This window comes from Vibrio sp. 10N.286.48.F5 (genome assembly GCF_041469785.1).
Classification (GTDB): domain Bacteria; phylum Pseudomonadota; class Gammaproteobacteria; order Enterobacterales; family Vibrionaceae; genus Vibrio; species Vibrio crassostreae_C.
The window spans coordinates 36,482-57,790 of sequence record NZ_JBFRLG010000031.1; the positions used below are offsets into that span (position 1 = coordinate 36,482).

Sequence of the window (21,309 nt, forward strand, 5' to 3'; positions counted from 1 at the left end):
TCTTTTATAAAGTTGGCTTTACCATAAAACCGAGTTTAGATAACGGCGTTAAATTACAAGATTCGTCGCCCGTTAACTCGACTGCACTGTACTCTCTGCGGTCCCAATATTCTTTACGCATCTTGTCAAAAGAACCCGGCGTAACGATATTGCGACGGAATAAGGCGTCGTCTTTGCGCACATCATAGATCAACTGAGTCAAATTGTGCAGTGTTGCTTCATCCCAAGCTCTATCTAATTTCATTTGAGGTACAGGCGCTGTCGGCAATAAGTCGCTTGCATACGCACGCTGTTCAGTACCTAAAAATTCACAATAACTGTTGAAGATCATCGTGGTACCACGCGCTTTACCTTCTAAACCGTAGCCCGCTACGTGAGGCGTTGCAAAAGCGAGTAACGGAAGAAGCTCAAAGTCGACTTCAGGTTCAAACTCAAACACATCAAGCACTGCAGTGAAACCATCGGCTTTTTGCAGGCGAGCTTTTAGCGCTTGGTTATCAACCACAGGACCGCGAGCTGCATTAATCAGGATTTGATCAGCACGTAAGTTGTTCAGCACTTGCTCACTGATCAAGTGATGCGTTGGATACTCACCCGTCTTAGTGATTGGCGTGTGTAATGTAATAACGTCTGATTGTTCAAGCAAAGTCTCTAACTCAGTAAATTCGCGAGTATCACCCTCTTGCTGTTTTAGAGGGTCGTTCAGCAGAACTTTGATACCAATACCTTCAAGGCACTTCGCTAAGTAACTGCCCACTTGACCACAGCCGATAATACCAACCGTTTTATCAAAAACAGAAAAGCCTTGCTGTTGCGCAAGCACCATCATCGCACTGAATGCGTACTCAGCAACACCCACCTTGTTACAGCCAGGCGCCGCAGTAAAGAAAATGCCACGCTCTTTCATCAACTCTTGGTCAACATGGTCCATACCAGCCGTCGCAGTACCGACAAACTTCAGCTTATTGGCTTTGCTGATCAATGACTCGTTTACCTTGGTAACAGAGCGAATCATCAATGCGTCTACGTCAACTAGGTCGTCAGCAGTAAGTGTGCGACCAGACTTCATTGTCACTTCCCCTAGCTGGCTAAAAAGCGCTTCAGCGTAAGGCATATTTTCGTCGATTAAGATTTTCATTTGGCGAGTACTTTTGTTGGGGTCTATCGACCTAAATGTGAATTGAAATGATTGTGCAAAATTCCACACACGGTGTCGAGTAGCAATTGGAATACATTATAAATAAAGGGCTGAATCACTGAGTCTGCACAAACAACAGACATAAGATTCCATACCCAAATCTCAAACGGCTAAAACGAAAAATGCCCGATTGAATAAACAATCGGGCAAACATCCAGAACAAAAGGATCCTATCTCGCTCTCCAGGAGACAGAGTCTTGCGTCTGTTCAACCAGTACTAACCAAAGTCAGTACTGGTCAAGCTCTGGAAACCTTTCAATCTCTAAACCCAGATTTAAAAACTATGTTCAAAAAACACGTTTACCAACCTGCGTCTAAAAACTTTGTTCTGATGGTCATTATTACTGGGTGACCTGTGCGTGTTGAATCGGCACTAGCGCAACCCTTTAACGATTAACCTTGTCTCTGTAACTCAAGCTTAAGTTAAGCTTGGTACTTTTTGATTACTAGCGTTGCGTTCGTACCGCCGAAACCAAAACTGTTAGACATAACTGTAGTTAGCTCTTGATCACGAGCTTCAGTTACGATGTCTAGGCCAGCAGCAGCTTCGTCTAGGTTCGAAACGTTAATGCTTGGAGCGATAAAGCCGTTATCTAGCATTAGCGTTGAGTAAATAGCTTCGTGTACGCCAGCAGCACCTAGAGCGTGACCTGTCATCGCTTTAGTTGCAGAAATTGCTGGGCTGTTGCCACCAAATACTTCTTGGATAGCGCCTAGCTCTTTAACGTCGCCAACTGGAGTTGAAGTACCGTGAGTGTTCACGTAATCAACGCCATCAACGTTTTGCATCGCCATCTTCATACAACGAACCGCACCTTCACCAGAAGGAGCAACCATGTCGTAGCCATCTGAAGTTGCGCCGTAGCCTACGATTTCACCGTAGATTTTTGCGCCACGAGCAACAGCGTGCTCAAGCTCTTCGATAACTAACATGCCGCCGCCACCAGAGATAACGAAACCATCACGGTCTGCATCGTAGGTACGAGAAGCCAGCTCTGGCGTGTCGTTGTACTTAGTAGAAAGTGCGCCCATTGCGTCGAACATCATAGTCAGAGACCAATCTAGTTCTTCACCGCCACCAGCGAATACAACGTCTTGTTTACCCAGTTGGATAAGCTCCATTGCGTGACCAATACAGTGTGCAGATGTCGCACATGCAGAGCTCATAGAGTAGTTCACACCACGGATTTTGAAAGGAGTTGCTAGACAAGCAGAAACCGTAGAAGCCATTGTACGTGGAACCATGTATGGACCAACGCGCTTCACGCCTTTCTCACGGATGATGTCTACCGCGTTTACTTGGTTTAGAGATGAAGCACCACCTGAACCCGCAACGATACCCGTGCGGTCATTAGATACTTGATCTTCAGTTAAGCCAGAATCAGCAATTGCTTGCTCCATTGAAAGATAAGCGAATGCCGCTGCATCACCCATAAAGCGCATTTTTTTGCGATCGATATGGTCAGCAGGGTTCATTTTTAGGTTACCCCATACTTGAGAGCGCAAGCCATTTTCCTTGAACTGCTCTGAAGCGGTAATACCAGATTTACCCTCTTTCAGTGATGCTAAAACTTCTTCGACGTTGTTACCGATACTTGAAACAATACCCATACCGGTGATTACGACTCGTTTCATGTGACATTCCTATAATTCTAAATTCAGCTAGATGATAACTAAGAAGCCTAACAAAAGTGGTCAGCTTTCCTAGAAATTCGTACAATCCCTACCAACATATCGCTTCAAATCACAAAATGATAGATTTTATGACTTCAATTACTAATGCAGAACTGGAATGGAATGAGTCTGGCACGCCAGTTTCAGACCAATTTGACGACGTTTACTTCTCCAATGTTAACGGTTTAGAAGAAACTCGCTACGTCTTTTTAAAGCAAAACCACCTTCCAGAGCGTTGGCTTGAACATGAACAACGCCGCTTTGTGATTGCTGAAACCGGCTTTGGCACAGGTTTGAACTTTCTTGCAGTTTGGCAATGGTTCGATGCTTTTCTTAAAGATAACCCACAAGCGATGACCAAAGAGTTACATTTCATCAGTTTTGAAAAATATCCTTTAAATAAAGAGGATCTCATCAAAGCACACCAATCGTGGCCAGAATTAGCCGAGTATGCGACGAAACTCCAAGAACACTACCCTATTGCTCTACCTGAATGTCACCGCATTGTGCTAGGCGACGGTGCAATCACGCTTGATTTGTGGTTTGGCGATATTAAAGATTGCATGCCCAACGTACCAACCCCGCGTGAAGGTTTGGTTGATGCTTGGTTCTTAGACGGTTTTGCTCCGAGCAAGAACCCAGAGATGTGGAATCAAAACCTATTCAACGGCATGGCTAAGCTCGCTAAGCAAGATTGTAGCTGCGCCACCTTCACCGCTGCTGGCTTTGTTCGCCGTGGCTTAATTGAAGCTGGCTTTGAAATGAAAAAGGTCAAAGGCTTTGGTACTAAGCGAGAAATGATCGCCGGCCGACTTGGCGAAAAGCACGCTCACACCAACATCAAACCTTGGTATGGCCTCGCTCAACACACTGAATCCCAAGACATTGCGATCATTGGTGGTGGTGTCGCCAGTGCTGCATTAGCCAAAACGCTAAGCCGTCGTGGTAAAAACATCACCCTTTATTGTGAACATCCACAAGCTGCGGGCAATGCCTCAGGTAACAACCAAGGTGCGATTTACCCGCTATTAAGCGAAGCGACCTCGAACGTGTCTCGCGTGTTTGGCCCGGGATTACTGTTTGCTCGTCAATTTATTAATCAAGCGGCTCAGTCTATTCAATTTGATCACAGTTGGTGTGGCGTGAACATCTTGATGTGGGATCAAGGCTCCACTAAAAAGCTCAACCGCATGTTGGAAGGCAACTTCCACACCGACCTGATTCAGCGTTTATCGCCAGAGCAAGCCAACGAAAAGATTGGCTTACCCGTCGATAAAGAGAGTGTTTACTTTCCGCTGGGTGGTTGGTTAAGCCCTCTTCAACTGACTCAAGGCTTGATTGGCAAGCTAGAAGAGAGCAACCAAGTGAGCGCACACTATCAACATCAAGTAACGCAACTTGAGTGGCTCGAAGCTGAAAAACAATGGTTACTGACGATTGAGGCACCTCAAGGTGAGATTCAAACTAAGCACGACCAAGTAGTTGTCGCAAACGGACACAAGTTCACTCAGTTTGAACAAACTCAGCCAGTACCACTGACTCCGGTTAAAGGCCAAGTGAGCCATATTCCGACCACGGAAAATCTCAGCCAGCTAAAAACCGTGTTGTGCTTTGATGGCTATTTGACGCCACAGAACCCCAACAATGGTCATCACTGTATTGGTGCGAACTACGACAAAACCAATATCGACCAAGAATTTGATATTGAGGTTCAGCAGCACAATGGCGAGCGCCTACATGGGTCACTACCAGACCAAGCATGGGCAAAAGATGTCGATACCAGTGACAACTTAGCGCGCCAAGGTATCCGAAGCGTAAGCCGTGACCACCTTCCGTTTGTCGGAAACGTTGGTGACTTTGAAGCCATTAAGGAGCAGTACCAAGATCTCCACAACTTCAACCCGCAGCGTGACTCGGTTGAGGATGTAGAAACGGTAACAAGCTTCCCTAACCTTTATTGCTTTATCGGACTGGGTTCACGTGGTTTGAGCTCTGCACCATTATTGGCTGAAGTATTAGCATCACAGATCTGTGGCGATCCGCTGCCCTTGCCTGTTGATGTGCTTGAGGCGATTCACCCAAGTCGAATGTGGGTACGCAGACTGCGTAAAGGTAAGGCATTAACGGCTGGATGGGTTGCTGACAAGCATTCTAAATCAAAGCCGTAGTTTCTAGTTCAGCTATTTTGAACATCTGAAATTTCTGAATATCTGAAACTAATAAGTTAAAAGCTAAAAAGCCCGAGTTCATTGTGTCGCTCGGGCTTTTTGTTATTCGTGTTGCTCTAAACTGATGTTCTAAACGAAGCTGTATTTACAGCTTAGCAACCGCGTCTTTAATCTGTAGAACGATCTCTTCGTTGCTGATAGAACCAGATTCAAAATCAAAGTTATCGTAGAAGCTTGGTACTGAAACTGACGCTTGCACGTTGCCACCGAAGTAAGGTGCAGAACCTGTCGCTGCACCAAGTACCGTTTGTGCGCCACCAGGGCCCGGTGAAGTCGCTAGGTAAACCGCCGGCTTCTCGCCAAACACTGAACGCTCAATACGTGTCGCCCAGTCAAATAGGTTTTTATACGCTGCTGGGTAATGACCGTTGTGTTCTGCAAACGAGATAACGAATGCATCGGCTTCAGCTAGGTCACGTAAAAATGCTTGAGCGCCTTCCGCTTGGCCAATCTCTTTTTCAGTGTCTTCACTGAACATAGGCACATTGTAATCGGTGATGTTTAGGACTTTTACTTCAGCACCTTCAATCAAGTTTGCTGCGTAAGTTGCTAGTGCTTTATTGATAGAGGTAGAGCTTGTGCTTGCGCCAAATGCGATAACTTTCATGGTGTGACCTTTTCTATAGTTCCGTTAAGTGGGATTAGAATAACGTAGTCAAGAAATGGAACCATCACAAGAAATGAACGGACTCATTCAAAAATTTCGAATGAGTCTCAAATTATTGGTTCGCTCAAAAATGAGGAGGAAGAGTAATGAGCGAATTACGGTAGACGAATAATGCTAGACGAATAAAATTAAGCTTGGTTTTGCAGCTCAACCCAAAGGTCATTAACGATCGTGCGATCGGCTGGCGTCAATTCAGAACGCGCGTCTTCTAGGCTCTGTTCAATACGAGCTTTTACTTCAGCCACATCTTCAATGCCTTCTTCTTCACATGAAGCCACTGAAAGAGAAATATGACCACGTAAGTAACCACCAGCAAACAGTTCATCGTCTGATGCGTTTTCAATGCGAGCATCAATTACTTCAAGTAGTTTTTCTTCAAATTCGATAATCATAATATTCTCTTATTTCACAATAAATTGGCTAGCACATAAAGGTTCTACATCGTAGAAGCTGCGTAATGCTTCAGAGAGCATTTTCACGCGAGGCGGAAAGCCTACTTCAAAGATACCCATAACTTCGCTATGTACTTTATTCATAAAGGCCAAACGATCTGGCTCAAAATCGCCGTGTAGATTGTCACAGCTGACATTAAAAGGAAAGCCTGCGCTCATCGCAATGATCCATTCATACGCTTGTGGGCGAATTTCTACTTTTTCAAACTCAGCTTGAACCGATTCCGTTCGACCGTCAGGTTCATACCAATAGCCAAAATCTTCCAGTAAACGACGCTCAGGCCCAGCAACGCACCAGTGTGCGATCTCATGGAGTGCAGAGGCGTAAAAGCCACGTGCGAACACGATTCGATGGTGTGGGATAGTATCATCAGCAGGCAAATAGATCGGCTCATCAGCCCCTAGCTCTAGTTTGGTATTAAAGCTTTCAAAAAAGGTCTGATTGAAGATATCGATAATGTCTGAGTATTGGTGTGTCATAAAATCAAATTTAAGTAAAAATAACTGGGGCATTTTGCTTTTTTTTAAGCGCTCGGTAAAGCCCTATCAAGCGTAATGACATCGGGTTCGCCATTATACTTTGCAGTGACAATCGATTGCCATTCCCAGATTACACCACTTTAAGGTGAATGATTAGTTTAGCTAATCTGAAACGCCCATTCACGGTACAAATATTCATTCGTCAACAAGCATTTTTACTACTACACTCGCGCTTCATTTTATATCCCTAAGGCCTATAAGACTCGAGTTTATAGACCTAAATTATAGAGCTACAGCAATGCTACTAAGTGTTTTGTATATCATTGGCATCACGGCAGAAGCCATGACCGGCGCTCTCAGTGCAGGCAAACAAAAAATGGATTGGTTTGGTGTAATGTTGGTTGCGAGCGCAACGGCAATTGGCGGCGGTACAGTACGCGATATCTTACTTGGCCATTACCCTTTAGGTTGGGTTGAAAACCCTCAGTATCTGGCCATCACCTGTATAGCAGGTGTTATTACAACCGGACTGGCTAAATGGGTTATCAAGCTCAAAGGGCTATTCATTCGCTTGGATGCCTTAGGCCTAATCGTATTCAGTATCATTGGTACCAAAGTAGCGATGACCATGGGTCTGCACCCGATGATTTGCATGGTATCGGCATTAGTGACAGGTGTCTTTGGTGGTTTGTTACGTGACCTTATCTGTCGTCAAACACCATTGGTGTTACATGAAGAGCTGTATGCCTCTGTCGCACTTGTCGCTTCAGGTTTGTACCTAGGTTTGCTTGAGCTTGGCATCAACGACGTCACGGCGACAATTGTGACGCTTGTAGTTGGTTACTTGCTGCGCATGGCGGCTGTAAGATTCAAATGGAGTTTGCCTTCGTTCCAGCTTGATCCTGAAAGTTCAGTGCATTAATGGATTAAGAGCCTTAAGCTGCTAGCTGTCTTTAATGACGATAGTCGCTAACCGGACGAATAATCCTGCTAATGTGAAAAAGGGTTACTTCATTACGAAGCAACCCTTTTTTGTTTCTACCAATTCTATTCTAAATAAAAAGAAGCAGAATTAGATTTGTGGTGTTTCAGTTGTCACACCAAAGTTTTGACCACGATGACGTAGCAAGTGGTCAAGCAGCACGATAGCCAGCATTGCTTCTGCAATAGGTACCGCACGGATGCCAACACATGGATCGTGACGACCTTTCGTGATTAGCTGCGTTGCTTCACCATCTTTCGTGATTGTGTCACCAGGTACAGTGATGCTTGATGTTGGTTTAAGCGCAATGCTTGCCACAATATCTTGACCAGTAGAGATACCACCTAAGATACCGCCAGCATGATTGCTGCTGAAACCTTCTGGAGTTAATGGGTCACGGTGTTCACTACCGCGTTGATTAACAACATCGAAGCCATCACCAATCTCAACACCTTTCACAGCGTTAATGCTCATTAGAGCGTGCGCGATGTCAGCATCTAGACGATCAAAGATTGGCTCACCAAGGCCTACTGGCACTTTAGTCGCAACCACTTGAATCTTCGCACCGATCGAGTTGCCTTCTTTTAGCAAATCACGAATCAGTTGATCAAATTCTGGTACTTTGTCGGCATCTGGACAGAAGAAAGCGTTGTTTTCAATCTCGTTCCAATCCACTTTATCAATTGAGATATCACCCATTTGAGAAAGGTAAGCTTGGATTTCAACACCAAATTCTTGTTTTAGGTATTTCTTCGCAATTGCACCTGCAGCAACACGCATTGCAGTTTCACGAGCTGAAGAACGACCACCACCTCGGTAATCACGCACACCGTACTTTTGATGGTACGTATAGTCAGCGTGGCCAGGGCGGAACTTGTCTTTAATTTCGGAATAGTCTTTAGAGCGTTGGTCTGTATTTTCAATCAATAGACCAATAGAAGTACCCGTAGTTTGGCCTTCAAATACACCTGATAAGATTTTCACTTCATCCGCTTCACGACGAGCCGTTGTATAGCGAGAAGTACCAGGGCGACGACGATCCAAATCTCTTTGAAGGTCTGCTTCGGTAATTTCTAATCCTGGTGGGCACCCATCTACGATACATCCTAGTGCGATACCGTGACTTTCTCCGAACGTGGTCACGCGGAAATGTTGTCCGATACTGTTTCCTGCCATTACTTCCTCTAAATCAGCTATTGAGCAGAAGGTTTGATTCCTAAACCGACTGGCTAATAGCTTTACTTGTCTATTCTTCGTGAATTCATAGTGGCTTTATTACCAAATGATGTAAACCCCAAAAAACGAACAATTTTAACTTTCTATTACATAAGCCGAATGAAACGAATAACAGAAGAAAATGAGTCGCGCTTGAAAAGAAGTGTTTTATGATGTGTAAAATGCAAAAAACCCGACAACTCGGAGAGTTATCGGGTTTCTTTAAATAATGGCACGCCCTGAAGGATTCGAACCTTCGACCACCTCCTTAGAAGGGAGGTGCTCTATCCAGCTGAGCTAAGGGCGCGCTACAGGAACGAATTATACGAATTCGAATCAGTAAAGCAACGGCTTTATGTAACATTCTGATCTAAGTGGGTAAAAAAAGGCCAACAAACATATAAGTGTTGGAAAACAGACCAAAGCAAACGTTTGCTTGATGGTAATCAAAAAGATTTTCTGGAATAATGCGCCAAAAACATCAGCCACTAACTTGAATATCAATACTAAGGAAATTCATGACTGCTCAAAATATTGATGGAAAGCTAATTTCTCAAACGGTTCGCTCCGAAGTTGCTGCACGTGTAAAAGCTCGTACTGAAGCTGGATTACGCGCTCCGGGCCTAGCGGTTGTTTTAGTGGGTGAAGACCCTGCTTCTCAGGTTTACGTTGGAAGTAAGCGTAAAGCGTGTGAAGAAGTTGGCTTCGTATCTAAATCTTACGACTTGCCAGCCACTGCGACAGAAGACGAATTGTTAACACTGGTAGACCAACTGAACGACGATCCAGAGATCGACGGTATTCTTGTTCAACTGCCTCTACCAGCTGGCATTGATAGCACTCACGTTCTTGAGCGTATCACGCCAGAAAAAGACGTTGATGGCTTCCACCCATACAATGTCGGCCGTTTGGCTCAGCGCATGCCTAAGCTTCGCTCTTGCACGCCAAAAGGCATCATCACGCTGCTTGACCGTTACAACATCGACTTACGTGGTAAGCACGCGGTTGTGGTTGGCGCATCAAACATCGTAGGTCGCCCAATGACGCTAGAGCTTCTTCTAGCAGGTTGTACGACGACAACATGTCACCGCTTCACCAAAGACCTTGAAGGTCACGTGCGTCAAGCAGACGTTGTTGTAGTTGCCGTTGGTAAACCTAACTTCATTCCTGGCGCTTGGATTAAGAAAGGCGCTGTTGTGGTCGATGTGGGTATCAACCGTTTGGAATCTGGCAAACTAGTGGGTGACGTTGAATACGACGTAGCGAAAGAAAGCGCAAGCTTCATCACACCTGTGCCGGGTGGTGTTGGCCCAATGACGGTGGCGAGCCTAATCGAGAACACCATGATCGCTTGCGAGCAATTTCACTCGAAATAGTCCGCAGCGCATATAAATAAATTAGAAAGCCGCAACGTGATGAACGTTGCGGCTTTTTTGATGCTTTGGTACTTAGCTATTCGTTTTTAAAACGGGGTGACTCGCTTTTGATGAAGCGCTCGTTGCTACTTATCTGGACTCTCAACTTTTTCCGTCTGTTCAGAAGGCGGTAATAAACTAATAAGCTCACACTCCGTTGATATGAGTTTTTCCAACTCAGATCCTTGTGTAATTAAACGGAAATCACCGCCATTAATCACCCCAAGAGGAATGGCTTTAGGATACAAAGCGTTAAACTCTTTTAAATCAAATGCCTCGGTCAAACCTGTACTTTTAATTTGGCTACCCTGAGCCATCAACGAGTTAAGCTTAGAATAGGTGATCCCTTCCGAAAACAGACTTCTATTGCCATCGCGGCTCACTTGGTGCCTTTCATGTTTATTCTCTGAGGATTCAAGCTCAAACACCTTATTGGCACCAAACTCGTCTTGGTAATGCATGCTGACTAACGGGTTGGTTTGACGATAAGGCGAGACGATCATCGCACGCCCTATCCCATCGAGTTCCAAATTGTTTTCCGCGTGGCTTGAAGCTGGGTTACCAAAGTAAACATTCAAGTTATCCATACGAGCTAAGCGAATGCTTTCCCAGTTAGTATCAGCAAGCACACTGTTGATGTTGTGTGTGGCTAGCACCTTGGCAAATTGTCTTGCAAAGTGAGTGGCGCCAAAGAAGATAACCCCTTGCGCTTTCTCTTGAGTGACCCCTAGCCTTCTCGCCCACCAGCTCGCGGTTAAGCTCTGAATCACAACCGTACCAATAATGACTAAGAACACCATGGGCACGAGCAGATCTGCGCCTTCAATCAATTGCTTCTCTTGCAGTTTTATCGCAAACAGAGAAGAAACCGCGGCTGCTACGATCCCGCGAGGTGCCATCCAACTCAAAAACCATTTATCCGCCGAATTAAGATCCGTACCGATCCCGCTGATCCACACACTTAACGGGCGAGCCACCAACATAACCACCGCTAGCAACCCAATACCGCCCCAACCTATCGAAAGGAAAGCCCCCGAATCGAGTCGACTGGCTAACAGAATAAACAACGCAGAAATAAGTAACACGGTCAGGGTTTCTTTGAATTCGATGATGTCTTCGATGTCCAAGCCCTTCACGTTGGCAAGCCAGATCCCCATGATGGTCACGGTTAATAAACCCGATTCTTCACTCAGATCATTAGAAAACGAGAACGCCGCCAACATTAGCGTCAGCACAGCCACATTACGTAAATAGTGCGGTACCCAATGCCCTTGCAGCATCTTGGCAATCAAATGGCCACCGATGATCCCTAAGCCTAAACCTATGACTAACGTCAGGCCCAGAGCTGACAGAACATGTCCGGTAGGGTCAGCAGAAGAAACAATGTACTCGTAGACGAGAACCGCAAACAGAGCGCCAATCGGATCAATTACTATCCCTTCCCATCGCAAGATACTGCCTAACGAAGATTTAGGCTGAATACTGCGAAGCATGGGCACGATTACCGTAGGGCCAGTTACCACAACTAATGCACCAAACAGTGCGGCTAACGGCCAACTGAAGTCCACAAAGTAGTATGCCCCCACCACGATACACGCCCATGTAATCAACATGCCGAAACTCACGAGGTGAGTCACCATCCGGCCATGGCCTCTGATTTCTTTGAAATTTAGGGTCAATGCTCCTTCAAACAAGATGATGGCAACCCCTAAGGAGATCATAGGAAACAGCACATCACCGAAAATGGCATCGGGATTTAGAATATTCAGGCCGGGACCTAACAATAGGCCAACGATAAGGAGAGGGAGAATGGCGGGAAGACGTAAACGCCAGCCGAGCTGCTGACAAGCTAAAGACAAGAGTCCAATTAACGCCAAAGAAGAAGTAATCGACAAATCCATTTGTGCCCCTAAAAGGTTTGCACCACACCCTGTGGTACAAACTATTCAATGAAATAAGAAAGCCTACGTTCTTACACTATAGGCTCTCTTTTTCACGCTAACCGAATATTATTGTGATTAATCAGTCACTTTACTATAGGGGGAGTAAAGTCATGATCAGTTAACTATAGAGAAAGTACAACACCAGCAATAGCAGCACTCATTAGGTTAGCAAACACACCTGCACAAATTGCTTTGAAGCCATATTGTGAGATGAAAGAGCGACGCTCTGGAACTAAGCTGCCCAAACCACCGATAAGAATCGCCATGGTAGAGATGTTAGCAAAGCCGCATAGAGCGAAAGTTACGATCGCTTGTGAGTGCTCACTTAGCGCCTCTTTAGCATCCATTAGTTGGATGAAAGCCACGAACTCGTTCACGACAATCTTGTTACCGATCAATGAGCCCGCAACCACAGCCTCAGACCACGGCACACCGATCAGCCATGCAACGGGTGCGAACACATAACCTAGTAGAAGTTCGAAGCTTAGGTTTACGCCAAACCAACCACCAACAATACCTAGCAAGCCATTCAGCATTGCAATCACACTGATAAAGGCAAGTAGTGTCGCACCCACCGCAACGGCAATACGAAGTCCAGACATAGCCCCATCTGCCATTGCCTCAACTACGTTTGTTGCTCGTGGAATTTCAACGTCAGACTCAATATTTTCTTGAGCGTCATCTGCGCTACCTGGTACTAAGATCTTAGCCATCAATAGGCCAGCAGGTGCAGACATAAATGCAGCTGCGATCAGGTAATTTAGATCAACGCCAAGCGATGCGTAACCCACTAGCGTACCACCAGCGACAGAAGCCAAACCACACACCATCACAGCAAACAGTTGTGAATCCGTCATGTGTTTTAAGTAAGGCTTAACCACCAATGGCGCTTCAATCATGCCGACAAAGATATTGGCAGTCGCAGACAATGATTCCGCACGACCTGTGCCCAAGAACTTCTGTAGCGCACCACCAATAAGGTTGATCACCTTTGGCATAAAGCCGATGTGGTACAAGCCTGAAATCAGTGCAGAGAAAAAGATAATGATGCCAAGAACATTAATCGCGAAAACAAATCCGTTATTAGTTAGGCCACCAAATAGGAAGTTAATCCCCTCTTGACCGTAGTTGATCAAGCTAGATACCGCACCCGTGGCTGCATTCAACGCTTCTTTACCCATTGGTACATACAGAACCAATAGCGCGAATGAGATTTGTAATAAGAAAGCCAAAGAGACTGTTCTTAGTGGAATATTTTTTCTGTCCGTAGATAGTAACCAAGCGGCAACTAAAATAGTGATAATTCCAAGTAGGGAAGCCATGTGCGTCAACCTAAAAGTTGTAGGTAGGAAAGGCGACGCATTCTATAGAGGAAATCGTTTGCGGCAAGCTGAGGTTGTTAATGTGATGTTGGGGTAATCACGATTTAACTATGAGTATAATTAAGTTATTGAATTTTAATAATTAACTTTGATTAAAAAGCGTACTTTTTCCATATGGAAATTATATTTATAGATTAGGAAACAGTTAGCGATGCAGTTCAACGCAAGTTTTGAGGTTTTTGTCCCAATACGTCGGCGACCCGATATGATCTTTAATGAACTCAATCACTGCCGAAAGCTTCTTCGGCATATTCTTTCGGCTCGGGTAAACGGCATAGAATGGCATCAGCTGACTGGCTCTCCACTCTGGCAATACTTGAATGAGCTTGCCCGTTCTAAACTCTTCTTTCACTAAGTAAGTCGCCAAATAAGCAACGCCCCACCCTGATACTGCCGCGTCTCGTACTGCCTCAGCCAAATCGACTGAGTAATCGCCCGCGACTTTGACGCTGAGGTTTTCTTGCCCGTTGTCAAACGCCCACGATGTGTAATCTCGTTCACGGCTGCGATAGATAAGACAGTTATGGTCAATCAAATCGGAAGGTACATGTGGCGTCCCGGCCTTAATCAAATAGTCCGGTGATGCAGCCACCACAAACTGGCTGTCAGCCAATCGCTGAGCAATATAACCTTCTGGCAGATCTTCGTTGTTGGTGATCCATAGGTCCAGTCGCTCTTCAATCATATCCACCTTGTAGTCAAACAAGTGAACCTCGATTCTCAGCTGAGGATAAAGTTGTCTGAGCTGATCAATCGCAGGAATGATATGTAAAGTGCCAAATGACTGTGACAACCCAACACGCAATATTCCAGAGATGTCATCACGCTGGCTGTCCATATCCATTTGAGCGGCTTTTACCGTGTTAAACAGTTGCTCACAGTGCTGATAGAACACTTCCCCTGCTTCGGTCAGCGTTAAGCTACGTGTGGTGCGTTGTACCAACTTGATACCAATAGAGTCTTCAAGCAAAGCAACTTGCTTACTAATGTGAGACACCGAAACGTTCAAGCTTTTTGCAGCACTGGTAAAGCCTTCGTGCTTGATCAGCGCATGGAATATCACCATCTGTGCAGCTCTATCTGTTAGCACAAGATCACCTTATTAAATCTCTGAAATATAAAATCAAAAAGGACTCCGAAGAGTCCTTTAGTTCGTTCTGCCTATGGTAGGCCAAATGCTATTCAAAGCGACTTAGGTCTGTTAATCAAACTTAATTCTGTCGGCTAGATGGCTTACTGCCAAAGCAAAGTAGTAAGAACGATTCCACTTCATTAACACATTGTAGTTGTTATAAATGAGGTACGAACGTCCGGTTTCATCATCCGGCATGATTAACCAAGCTTTAATGTCTTCATCAAGTGTTGGCAGTGGGCGATCGTCATAGCGTTTAATACCGAGTTCAGACCACTCTTTTAAGTATTTCGCTTTGTCTTCGTCTCGACCTTGTAAATCGATCGACACAGTTGACGGAACATGAACCTGACGACCCCAAGTATATTTGTCATCCCACCCTGATTGGCTGAGATAATTGGCCGCCGAAGCAAATACGTCTTCTTCAGTGCCCCAAATGTCTTTCTTGCCATCACCACTGCCATCAGCGGCGTAAGCTAAGAATGAGCTTGGCATAAACTGAGGTTGACCCATCGCACCAGCCCAAGAGCCTTTCATCTCTTTTGGTGCAATATGGCCTTGATCAAGAATCTTCAATGCCGCCATCGCTTCGCTACGGAAGAAAGCTTCTCGGCGTCCTTCATAAGCCATGGTCGTTAGGGCGTCGATAACGCTGTAATTGCCCGTGAACTTACCAAAATTACTCTCAACGCCCCATAGCGCGACAATGAATCTTGGTTGAACACCATATTCATCACCAATACGCTTTAACGCGGTGTAATGCTCCTTGTAGAGTGACCTTGCTTGCTTCACTTTCCAATCTGGAACCGCTCGTGGAATGTATTCATCCAGAGTCAGTTTTTTCTCAGGTTGGTTTTTGTCGGCTTTTACCGCTCTTGGCTTAAACGTTACACCATCAAAGGCTTCATCAATGATCGCTTCAGAGATGCCTTCTTCACGGCCTTGTTGTTTTAGTTTTTCTACATATTGCTCGAAGCTCAGTTCTTCAGCTTGTACTGAACTTATGGTCAGGCTATTACCCAATAGTAATGCCGACACAGCCAATATGGTTTTCGAAAATTTACTCAACGATCACTCCTCCTTGAATTGAGGTGGCTATCACTCTTCGTCTTGAGATTTCTGTTGAGCTTTACGCTCTTTATGAAGCTCAAGTTCGTTAACTGGTGGTGGCGGAACCTGTAAAAAGAAACCATCGGTATTCAGTGATTCTTTCACTTTTTCGATGTTTACTTGAGCCAGTTTACGGCCATCCATTTTAATTACCATTACAAAACTAGGTTTACCAAACATTTGCATCAATGCGTCAGGAACTTGTGAAAAATCATCCTTCTTAGGGATATAAAGGTATGTTCCTTCTTTCTTTGAGCTTTTATATATAGAACACAGCATGACAAACCTTTTAATTGATTATGACTACAAAACTCTCACTTGCGAGATCAATAGTTTATGTTAGGGAAATATTGGGAACAAAACGTCCATTTGACAACAAGATTACTTGCTGTGCTTGGTTTGGGAATATAACATGATAAACCTAGTTTCAGGCAATGCCCTTTATTTTATTGATAAAGAAATTGTACTAATCCGCTATTGAGGTCCTGTAGTTTTTCGATGTCTAGTAACCCAGATCTAAAAGGTAGCAGCTTTACGCTATCTGTTTTGCACTTATCCGATGATCAAGTCGAAAATGCAGTCTCTTTTCTTCAAGAGAAAGTAGACCAAGCACCTACGTTTTTCGCTGCCGCACCTGTTGTTATCAACATCAGTAAAGTCGCGGGCGATATCGATTTTGTGCAACTTAAAAATGGTATATCTCAAGCGGGCATGATCCCGGTTGGTGTGGCAGGCTGTTCTGATAAGCGAATGCAAAACCTCGCTAAAGAAGCCGGTTTTGCAGTGATGACGGCAAGCAAGTCGCCATCTCAAGCTCCAGCGAAAATGGCACCAATCAAAGTGATTAGAACCCCTATTCGTTCTGGTCAGCAGGTTTATGCGAAAGATGGCGATCTATTGATACTCAGCCATGTGAGTGCAGGCGCGGAAGTGATTGCCGATGGCAGCATCCATATTCATGGCACTTTACGCGGCCGTGCGATTGCAGGTGCAAGTGGTCAAACTGAAGCAAAAATAATTTGTAATGACTTACAAGCCGAGCTGGTTTCCATTGCTGGAAATTACTGGCTCAGCGATCAAATTGAAAGCGAGTACTGGCAGAAGAAAACCATGTTCAGTATGGCAAACGATGTATTACACGTTGATGTCCTCGCAATATAAGAGAAATAAAAGGAAAACAGAATGGCACGCATTATCGTTGTAACGTCAGGTAAAGGTGGGGTAGGCAAAACGACCTCCAGTGCAGCTATTGCCTCGGGTCTGGCTTTAAAAGGAAAGAAAACCGCAGTTATCGACTTTGATATCGGTCTGCGTAACCTAGATTTAATCATGGGTTGTGAGCGTCGTGTTGTGTACGACTTCGTTAATGTTATCAATGGTGAAGCGACGCTGAACCAAGCGATGATCAAAGACAAGCGCACAGAGAACCTGTTCATTCTTCCTGCTTCTCAAACTCGTGATAAAGACGCACTAACAAAAGATGGTGTTCGTCGTGTATTTGATGAACTGGATGAAATGGGCTTTGATTTCATCATCTGTGATTCTCCTGCGGGTATCGAACAAGGCGCTCTTATGGCGTTGTACTTCGCTGATGAAGCGATTGTAACCACCAACCCAGAAGTCTCTTCAGTACGCGATTCAGACCGTATTCTAGGTATTCTTGACTCTAAATCTCGTCGTTCTGAAGACGGCTTAGAGCCAGTGAAAACACACCTTCTATTGACTCGCTACAACCCAGCACGTGTAACTCAAGGTGAGATGCTCAGTGTTGAAGACGTTGAAGAAATCCTGCACATCTCTCTACTGGGTGTAATTCCAGAGAGCCAAGCGGTACTGAACGCATCGAACAAGGGTGTTCCAGTTATCTTTGACGAAGCAACCGACGCAGGTATGGCTTACAATGATACTGTAGAGCGACTACTGGGTAGCCAAGTTGACTTCCGCTTCTTAACGGAACAGAAGAAAGGCATCTTCAAACGACTGTTCGGGGGCTAATGCACAATGTCATTATTAGAGTTTTTTAGACCACAGAAAAAGACAACCGCAAACCTAGCCAAAGAACGTTTGCAGATCATTGTTGCCGAACGACGCAGCCATGACGACCCAGCGCCGTCTTACCTGCCGCAACTAAAAGAAGACATCTTGAAGTGTATTGCCAAGTACGTTGAGGTCGATCCATCAATGGTTGATCTGACTTTTGAACACAAAGATGACGACATCTCAGTGTTAGAGTTGAATGTTAAGCTTCCAGAAGAAGATCGATAATCTTTCTGAACAAGATTGGCAGGTAATACACTTGCTTGTATTGATTGAATAAAAAAGAGAGCCTAGGCTCTCTTTTTTGTATGTGCAGTTTATAACTGTAACTAAGTTAGGCTTTAAAGCAGCAAGCGGTTATTTGATCGCTTTACTCAGCTTTTCGCCAACCACATCTAAACGCCAGCCTTGCATAACATCAGGCAGCTTTTCTGGGTTACGATCGTGCTTCCACACCCAGCTTAACATTTGGTTAAGTTGCTTCTTCGATGCCAAGAATTCCGTCGCCAAACCACTGTGTTGTGATGCTGTTTTCACTTCATCTTTCAGCACTTTGAAGAGTTGCTTGTAGCCAGGGAAGTCCATTAGACGTTCTACTGGTGCTGGGTACTCTTCTTCTGGTGTATGTTCCGCTAACTTTACGATTGAGCTGATCTTCGCACCATGGCGACGCACAGAGCGGTAATCAAAACCCTCTTGCTCCATGTGCTTGGGATCTTTCATCGCAAAACGCGCCACAGCCCATAGGTCTTGTTCTTTGAAGACAAAGTTCAGCGCTAAATCGCGCTTGATTGCTTCTTTTAGACGCCAAGTTGCTAGAGGTCGTAAGATCGCTAATTGCTTAGGTTTAAGCTGCCACGCCCCTTTAATATCAAGGTAGGCTGTATCTGGGTTTACTTTACGAATGCGCTTGGCAACTTGTAAATCAGACTCTTGCTGAGCCGCTTCCCACCAGCCAGCTTCCATCACTTTTTCTAGAAGCTTGTTGTACATTGGCATTAGGTAATGCACGTCTGCTGCTGCGTAGTCCAATTGTTTTTGAGAAAGCGGACGCGCTAGCCAGTCTGTGCGAGATTCACTCTTATCGAGATCGACACCGACAAACTCTGAAACCAGAGCAGCAAAGCCCGTTGATAAACCATGACCTAAGAAAGCCGCCATGATCTGTGTATCAACCATTGGTGTTGGTGTACAGCCAAATGCGTTCTGGAACACTTCCAAATCTTCACCGCACGCGTGCAGCACTTTCAATACTGATGCGTCTTTCAACAAGGTAACGAACGGTGTCATGTCATCAAGAGCAATAGGGTCAATCAGTGACAGCGTTTCACCATCAAATAACTGAATCAAGCCTAATTGAGGGTAATAGGTTCTAGTACGAACGAACTCCGTATCAAGCATAACGACATCGGCTTCACGTGCTTGTTGGCAAACTCGCTCAAGGTCTTTCAATTGGGTAATGATTTGATAATCCACAAAAACTCTCACAGGTTTCTATTTGATCGCCGGATACAAAAATGCCGACATTAACTGTCGGCATTCTAACACCATTTTTCAGCGCTCGCTTAGATTAAGCGCCTCAATGGTTTTGGTGCAGTACTTTCGCGCAAACAGGCTAATTATTCGCTAGCGCGTTTCGCAAGTTCTGCATCGTTTTCTTCACGCAGTACGCGGCGTAAGATCTTACCTACGTTAGTCTTTGGAAGATCATCTCTGAACTCGACTAATTTAGGGATTTTGTAACCCGTTAAGTGCTCACGACAGTGCGCGATAATGTCTTCTTTGGTCAGGCTAGGGTCACGCTTCACAACGTAGATCTTAACCAATTCACCAGACACTTCATGAGGTTGACCGATAGCTGCTACTTCAAGCACTTTACCATGCAGAGCCACAACGTCTTCAATCTCGTTCGGGTAGACGTTGAAGCCTGATACAAGAATCATGTCCTTCTTACGGTCAACGATGTACAACAAGCCTTCGTCATCAAACTTAACGATGTCACCTGTCGATAACCAACCGTCTTGATCGATCACTTCTTTGGTCGCTTCAGGGCGCTGCCAGTAACCTTGCATCACTTGAGGGCCACGAACTTGTAGCTCGCCTACTTGGTCATTAGCAATAACCTTACCTTCATCATCAACAATACGAACTTCTGTCGATGGTACTGGTAAGCCGATAGCACCTGTGTAGTCTTTCAGGTCGTATGGGTTACCCGTTACCAGTGGTGAACACTCAGTTAAGCCATAGCCTTCCAATAGGTGAATGCCTGTCGCTTTCTTCCATTGCTCAGCAACAGCGCGTTGAACCGCCATGCCGCCGCCAACAGATAGGCGTAGGTTACTGAAATCCAACTCGTGGAAATCTTCGTTATTAACTAGCGCATTAAACAAGGTGTTTACGCCGGTAATTGCGGTAAACGGAACCTTTTGCAGCTCTTTAATAAAGCCAGGAATGTCACGAGGGTTAGTAATTAGAAGGTTACGACCACCCATCTCAACAAACAGTAAGCAGTTCACCGTCAGTGCAAATACGTGGTAAAGCGGTAATGCCGTTACAACCAACTCGCGGCCTTCTTGCAGAACAGGACCGTAAGCCCCTTTCGCTTGAAGTACGTTCGCAATCATATTGCGGTGCGTTAGGATTGCGCCCTTCGCTACACCTGTTGTACCACCAGTGTACTGTAGGAACGCGATGTCATCACCCGCCATGAACGGTTTCACATATTGAAGACGACGACCTTTGTGCAGCGCTTTTCTGAATGAGATAGCACCCGGCAGATCATACTTAGGCACCATGCCTTTTACGTATTTCACTACAAAGTCGACAATTGTCCCTTTCGCGCGTGGCAGCATTTGCCCTAGGCTAGTTAGAACAACGTGTTTAACCGGCGTGTTATCAACGACTTTCTCTAGCGTGCTCGCAAAGTTAGATACGATAACAATCGCCTTTGCACCAGAATCGTTCAGTTGATGTTCAAGCTCACGAGGTGTGTACAGTGGGTTGACGTTCACTGCAATCATACCTGCACGCAATACACCAAACAGTGCAATTGGGTATTGCAGTAGGTTTGGCATCATTAGCGCGACGCGATCGCCCTTCTTCAGTTTCAAGTCATTCTGCAGGTAAGCGGCAAAAGCACGGCTGCGCTCTTCAAGCTTACGGAATGTCATAATCGAGCCCATGTTCTCGAATGCAGGTTGGTCCGCGTACTTCTGTACCGACTGTTCAAACATTTCTACAAGAGATGGGTACTGATCTGGGTTGATCGTTTCTGGTACGTCACTTGGATAACGTGAAAGCCAAGGTTTATCCACGATGTTACTCCTCGTTTATCAGCTGACGACTGCTTCGCCGCTTTTTATCATTGCGGTATTACAGCACAGCTTTAGTGCAT

The 21,309-nt window shown here is 45.2% G+C and carries 19 protein-coding genes and 1 tRNA gene; 6 read left to right on the top strand and 14 right to left on the bottom strand.

The annotated features are described in order from the left end of the window. Window positions 1-4 precede the first annotated feature (4 nt). Window positions 5-1,138 carry a 4-phosphoerythronate dehydrogenase gene (locus AB4185_RS16765; protein ID WP_017062351.1) on the bottom strand — a complete coding sequence of 378 codons (1,134 nt, stop codon included), beginning with the start codon at window positions 1,136-1,138 and terminating at the stop codon, window positions 5-7. Between the two features lie 483 nt (window positions 1,139-1,621). Then, entirely contained in the window at window positions 1,622-2,833 is a 1,212-nt protein-coding gene (gene fabB / locus AB4185_RS16770; RefSeq protein ID WP_017062353.1) for a beta-ketoacyl-ACP synthase I, read from the bottom strand. Window positions 2,834-2,889: 56 nt separating this feature from the next. Here fabB and mnmC point away from each other — a divergent pair, with 56 nt between their 5' ends. Then, window positions 2,890-5,040 (top strand): bifunctional tRNA (5-methylaminomethyl-2-thiouridine)(34)-methyltransferase MnmD/FAD-dependent 5-carboxymethylaminomethyl-2-thiouridine(34) oxidoreductase MnmC, encoded by a 2,151-nt coding sequence (mnmC, locus tag AB4185_RS16775; RefSeq protein WP_372135684.1) that lies wholly within the window; start codon window positions 2,890-2,892, stop codon window positions 5,038-5,040. A gap of 145 nt (window positions 5,041-5,185) precedes the next feature. Here mnmC and AB4185_RS16780 read toward each other — a convergent pair whose 3' ends face one another. From AB4185_RS16780 to AB4185_RS16790, 3 genes are all read right to left on the bottom strand, one after another. After that, entirely contained in the window at window positions 5,186-5,707 is a 522-nt protein-coding gene (locus tag AB4185_RS16780) for an NADPH-dependent FMN reductase (RefSeq protein WP_372135685.1), read from the bottom strand. 188 nt (window positions 5,708-5,895) lie between these two features. After that, complete coding sequence (locus AB4185_RS16785; RefSeq protein WP_372135686.1) at window positions 5,896-6,159, bottom strand: YfcL family protein; 264 nt, start codon at window positions 6,157-6,159, stop codon at window positions 5,896-5,898. A gap of 9 nt (window positions 6,160-6,168) precedes the next feature. Further along, the gene (locus AB4185_RS16790; protein WP_017063424.1) at window positions 6,169-6,699 is read right to left on the bottom strand and encodes an elongation factor P hydroxylase; all 531 of its coding nucleotides are present in this window, start codon (window positions 6,697-6,699) and stop codon (window positions 6,169-6,171) included. Window positions 6,700-6,997: 298 nt separating this feature from the next. Here AB4185_RS16790 and AB4185_RS16795 point away from each other — a divergent pair, with 298 nt between their 5' ends. Next, window positions 6,998-7,621 (top strand): trimeric intracellular cation channel family protein, encoded by a 624-nt coding sequence (locus AB4185_RS16795; RefSeq protein ID WP_017062358.1) that lies wholly within the window; start codon window positions 6,998-7,000, stop codon window positions 7,619-7,621. A gap of 150 nt (window positions 7,622-7,771) precedes the next feature. Here the strand turns inward: AB4185_RS16795 and aroC are convergent, their stop codons facing one another. Both aroC and AB4185_RS16805 read right to left on the bottom strand, forming a co-directional pair. Then, window positions 7,772-8,857 carry a chorismate synthase gene (aroC, locus tag AB4185_RS16800; protein ID WP_017062360.1) on the bottom strand — a complete coding sequence of 362 codons (1,086 nt, stop codon included), beginning with the start codon at window positions 8,855-8,857 and terminating at the stop codon, window positions 7,772-7,774. 269 nt (window positions 8,858-9,126) lie between these two features. Continuing rightward, window positions 9,127-9,203, bottom strand: a tRNA-Arg gene (locus tag AB4185_RS16805). A 211-nt stretch (window positions 9,204-9,414) separates the two neighbouring features. Between AB4185_RS16805 and folD the strand changes: the two genes are divergently transcribed. After that, entirely contained in the window at window positions 9,415-10,272 is an 858-nt protein-coding gene (gene folD / locus AB4185_RS16810; RefSeq protein ID WP_017062367.1) for a bifunctional methylenetetrahydrofolate dehydrogenase/methenyltetrahydrofolate cyclohydrolase FolD, read from the top strand. 125 nt (window positions 10,273-10,397) lie between these two features. Here folD and AB4185_RS16815 read toward each other — a convergent pair whose 3' ends face one another. The 5 genes from AB4185_RS16815 to AB4185_RS16835 all read right to left on the bottom strand — a co-directional run bounded on the left by AB4185_RS16815 (window position 10,398) and on the right by AB4185_RS16835 (window position 16,157). Beyond that, window positions 10,398-12,212 carry a sodium:proton antiporter gene (locus tag AB4185_RS16815; protein WP_065583834.1) on the bottom strand — a complete coding sequence of 605 codons (1,815 nt, stop codon included), beginning with the start codon at window positions 12,210-12,212 and terminating at the stop codon, window positions 10,398-10,400. Between the two features lie 164 nt (window positions 12,213-12,376). Beyond that, window positions 12,377-13,576: a NupC/NupG family nucleoside CNT transporter gene (locus tag AB4185_RS16820; RefSeq protein ID WP_017070735.1), complete on the bottom strand. Its 1,200-nt coding sequence runs from the start codon at window positions 13,574-13,576 to the stop codon at window positions 12,377-12,379. A gap of 205 nt (window positions 13,577-13,781) precedes the next feature. Continuing rightward, window positions 13,782-14,702 carry a LysR substrate-binding domain-containing protein gene (locus AB4185_RS16825; RefSeq protein WP_017067671.1) on the bottom strand — a complete coding sequence of 307 codons (921 nt, stop codon included), beginning with the start codon at window positions 14,700-14,702 and terminating at the stop codon, window positions 13,782-13,784. Between the two features lie 135 nt (window positions 14,703-14,837). Further along, a complete protein-coding gene (locus tag AB4185_RS16830) occupies window positions 14,838-15,836 on the bottom strand; it encodes a lytic transglycosylase domain-containing protein (protein WP_017062371.1) in 999 nt (332 codons plus the stop codon). Between the two features lie 30 nt (window positions 15,837-15,866). Continuing rightward, entirely contained in the window at window positions 15,867-16,157 is a 291-nt protein-coding gene (locus tag AB4185_RS16835; RefSeq protein WP_017062372.1) for a YcgL domain-containing protein, read from the bottom strand. A 219-nt stretch (window positions 16,158-16,376) separates the two neighbouring features. Here AB4185_RS16835 and minC point away from each other — a divergent pair, with 219 nt between their 5' ends. Genes minC through minE form a run of 3 tightly spaced genes read left to right on the top strand, consistent with a single transcriptional unit; the run spans window position 16,377 to window position 18,143 of the window. Further along, a complete protein-coding gene (gene minC / locus AB4185_RS16840) occupies window positions 16,377-17,039 on the top strand; it encodes a septum site-determining protein MinC (RefSeq protein ID WP_017063419.1) in 663 nt (220 codons plus the stop codon). Window positions 17,040-17,060: 21 nt separating this feature from the next. Beyond that, window positions 17,061-17,873: a septum site-determining protein MinD gene (gene minD / locus AB4185_RS16845; RefSeq protein ID WP_009848498.1), complete on the top strand. Its 813-nt coding sequence runs from the start codon at window positions 17,061-17,063 to the stop codon at window positions 17,871-17,873. 6 nt (window positions 17,874-17,879) lie between these two features. Continuing rightward, complete coding sequence (gene minE, locus AB4185_RS16850; protein WP_010436847.1) at window positions 17,880-18,143, top strand: cell division topological specificity factor MinE; 264 nt, start codon at window positions 17,880-17,882, stop codon at window positions 18,141-18,143. Window positions 18,144-18,272: 129 nt separating this feature from the next. Here minE and rnd read toward each other — a convergent pair whose 3' ends face one another. After that, window positions 18,273-19,391 carry a ribonuclease D gene (rnd, locus tag AB4185_RS16855; protein ID WP_017062374.1) on the bottom strand — a complete coding sequence of 373 codons (1,119 nt, stop codon included), beginning with the start codon at window positions 19,389-19,391 and terminating at the stop codon, window positions 18,273-18,275. 143 nt (window positions 19,392-19,534) lie between these two features. Then, a complete protein-coding gene (gene fadD, locus AB4185_RS16860) occupies window positions 19,535-21,229 on the bottom strand; it encodes a long-chain-fatty-acid--CoA ligase FadD (RefSeq protein WP_017062375.1) in 1,695 nt (564 codons plus the stop codon). Window positions 21,230-21,309: the final 80 nt, after the last annotated feature.

Bases quoted from the DNA above. Each gene is read 5' to 3' on its own strand.
- AB4185_RS16780 (WP_372135685.1), bottom strand. From the start codon at position 5,707: ATGAAAGTTATCGCATTTGGCGCAAGCACAAGCTCTACCTCTATCAAT.
- fabB (WP_017062353.1), bottom strand. From the start codon at position 2,833: ATGAAACGAGTCGTAATCACCGGTATGGGTATTGTTTCAAGTATCGGT.
- minE (WP_010436847.1), top strand. From the start codon at position 17,880: ATGTCATTATTAGAGTTTTTTAGACCACAGAAAAAGACAACCGCAAAC.
- minD (WP_009848498.1), top strand. From the start codon at position 17,061: ATGGCACGCATTATCGTTGTAACGTCAGGTAAAGGTGGGGTAGGCAAA.
- AB4185_RS16815 (WP_065583834.1), bottom strand. From the start codon at position 12,212: ATGGATTTGTCGATTACTTCTTCTTTGGCGTTAATTGGACTCTTGTCT.
- AB4185_RS16765 (WP_017062351.1), bottom strand. From the start codon at position 1,138: ATGAAAATCTTAATCGACGAAAATATGCCTTACGCTGAAGCGCTTTTT.
- AB4185_RS16835 (WP_017062372.1), bottom strand. From the start codon at position 16,157: ATGCTGTGTTCTATATATAAAAGCTCAAAGAAAGAAGGAACATACCTT.
- folD (WP_017062367.1), top strand. From the start codon at position 9,415: ATGACTGCTCAAAATATTGATGGAAAGCTAATTTCTCAAACGGTTCGC.
- aroC (WP_017062360.1), bottom strand. From the start codon at position 8,857: ATGGCAGGAAACAGTATCGGACAACATTTCCGCGTGACCACGTTCGGA.
- AB4185_RS16790 (WP_017063424.1), bottom strand. From the start codon at position 6,699: ATGACACACCAATACTCAGACATTATCGATATCTTCAATCAGACCTTT.
- AB4185_RS16785 (WP_372135686.1), bottom strand. From the start codon at position 6,159: ATGATTATCGAATTTGAAGAAAAACTACTTGAAGTAATTGATGCTCGC.
- AB4185_RS16820 (WP_017070735.1), bottom strand. From the start codon at position 13,576: ATGGCTTCCCTACTTGGAATTATCACTATTTTAGTTGCCGCTTGGTTA.
- AB4185_RS16825 (WP_017067671.1), bottom strand. From the start codon at position 14,702: ATGGTGATATTCCATGCGCTGATCAAGCACGAAGGCTTTACCAGTGCT.
- AB4185_RS16795 (WP_017062358.1), top strand. From the start codon at position 6,998: ATGCTACTAAGTGTTTTGTATATCATTGGCATCACGGCAGAAGCCATG.
- minC (WP_017063419.1), top strand. From the start codon at position 16,377: ATGTCTAGTAACCCAGATCTAAAAGGTAGCAGCTTTACGCTATCTGTT.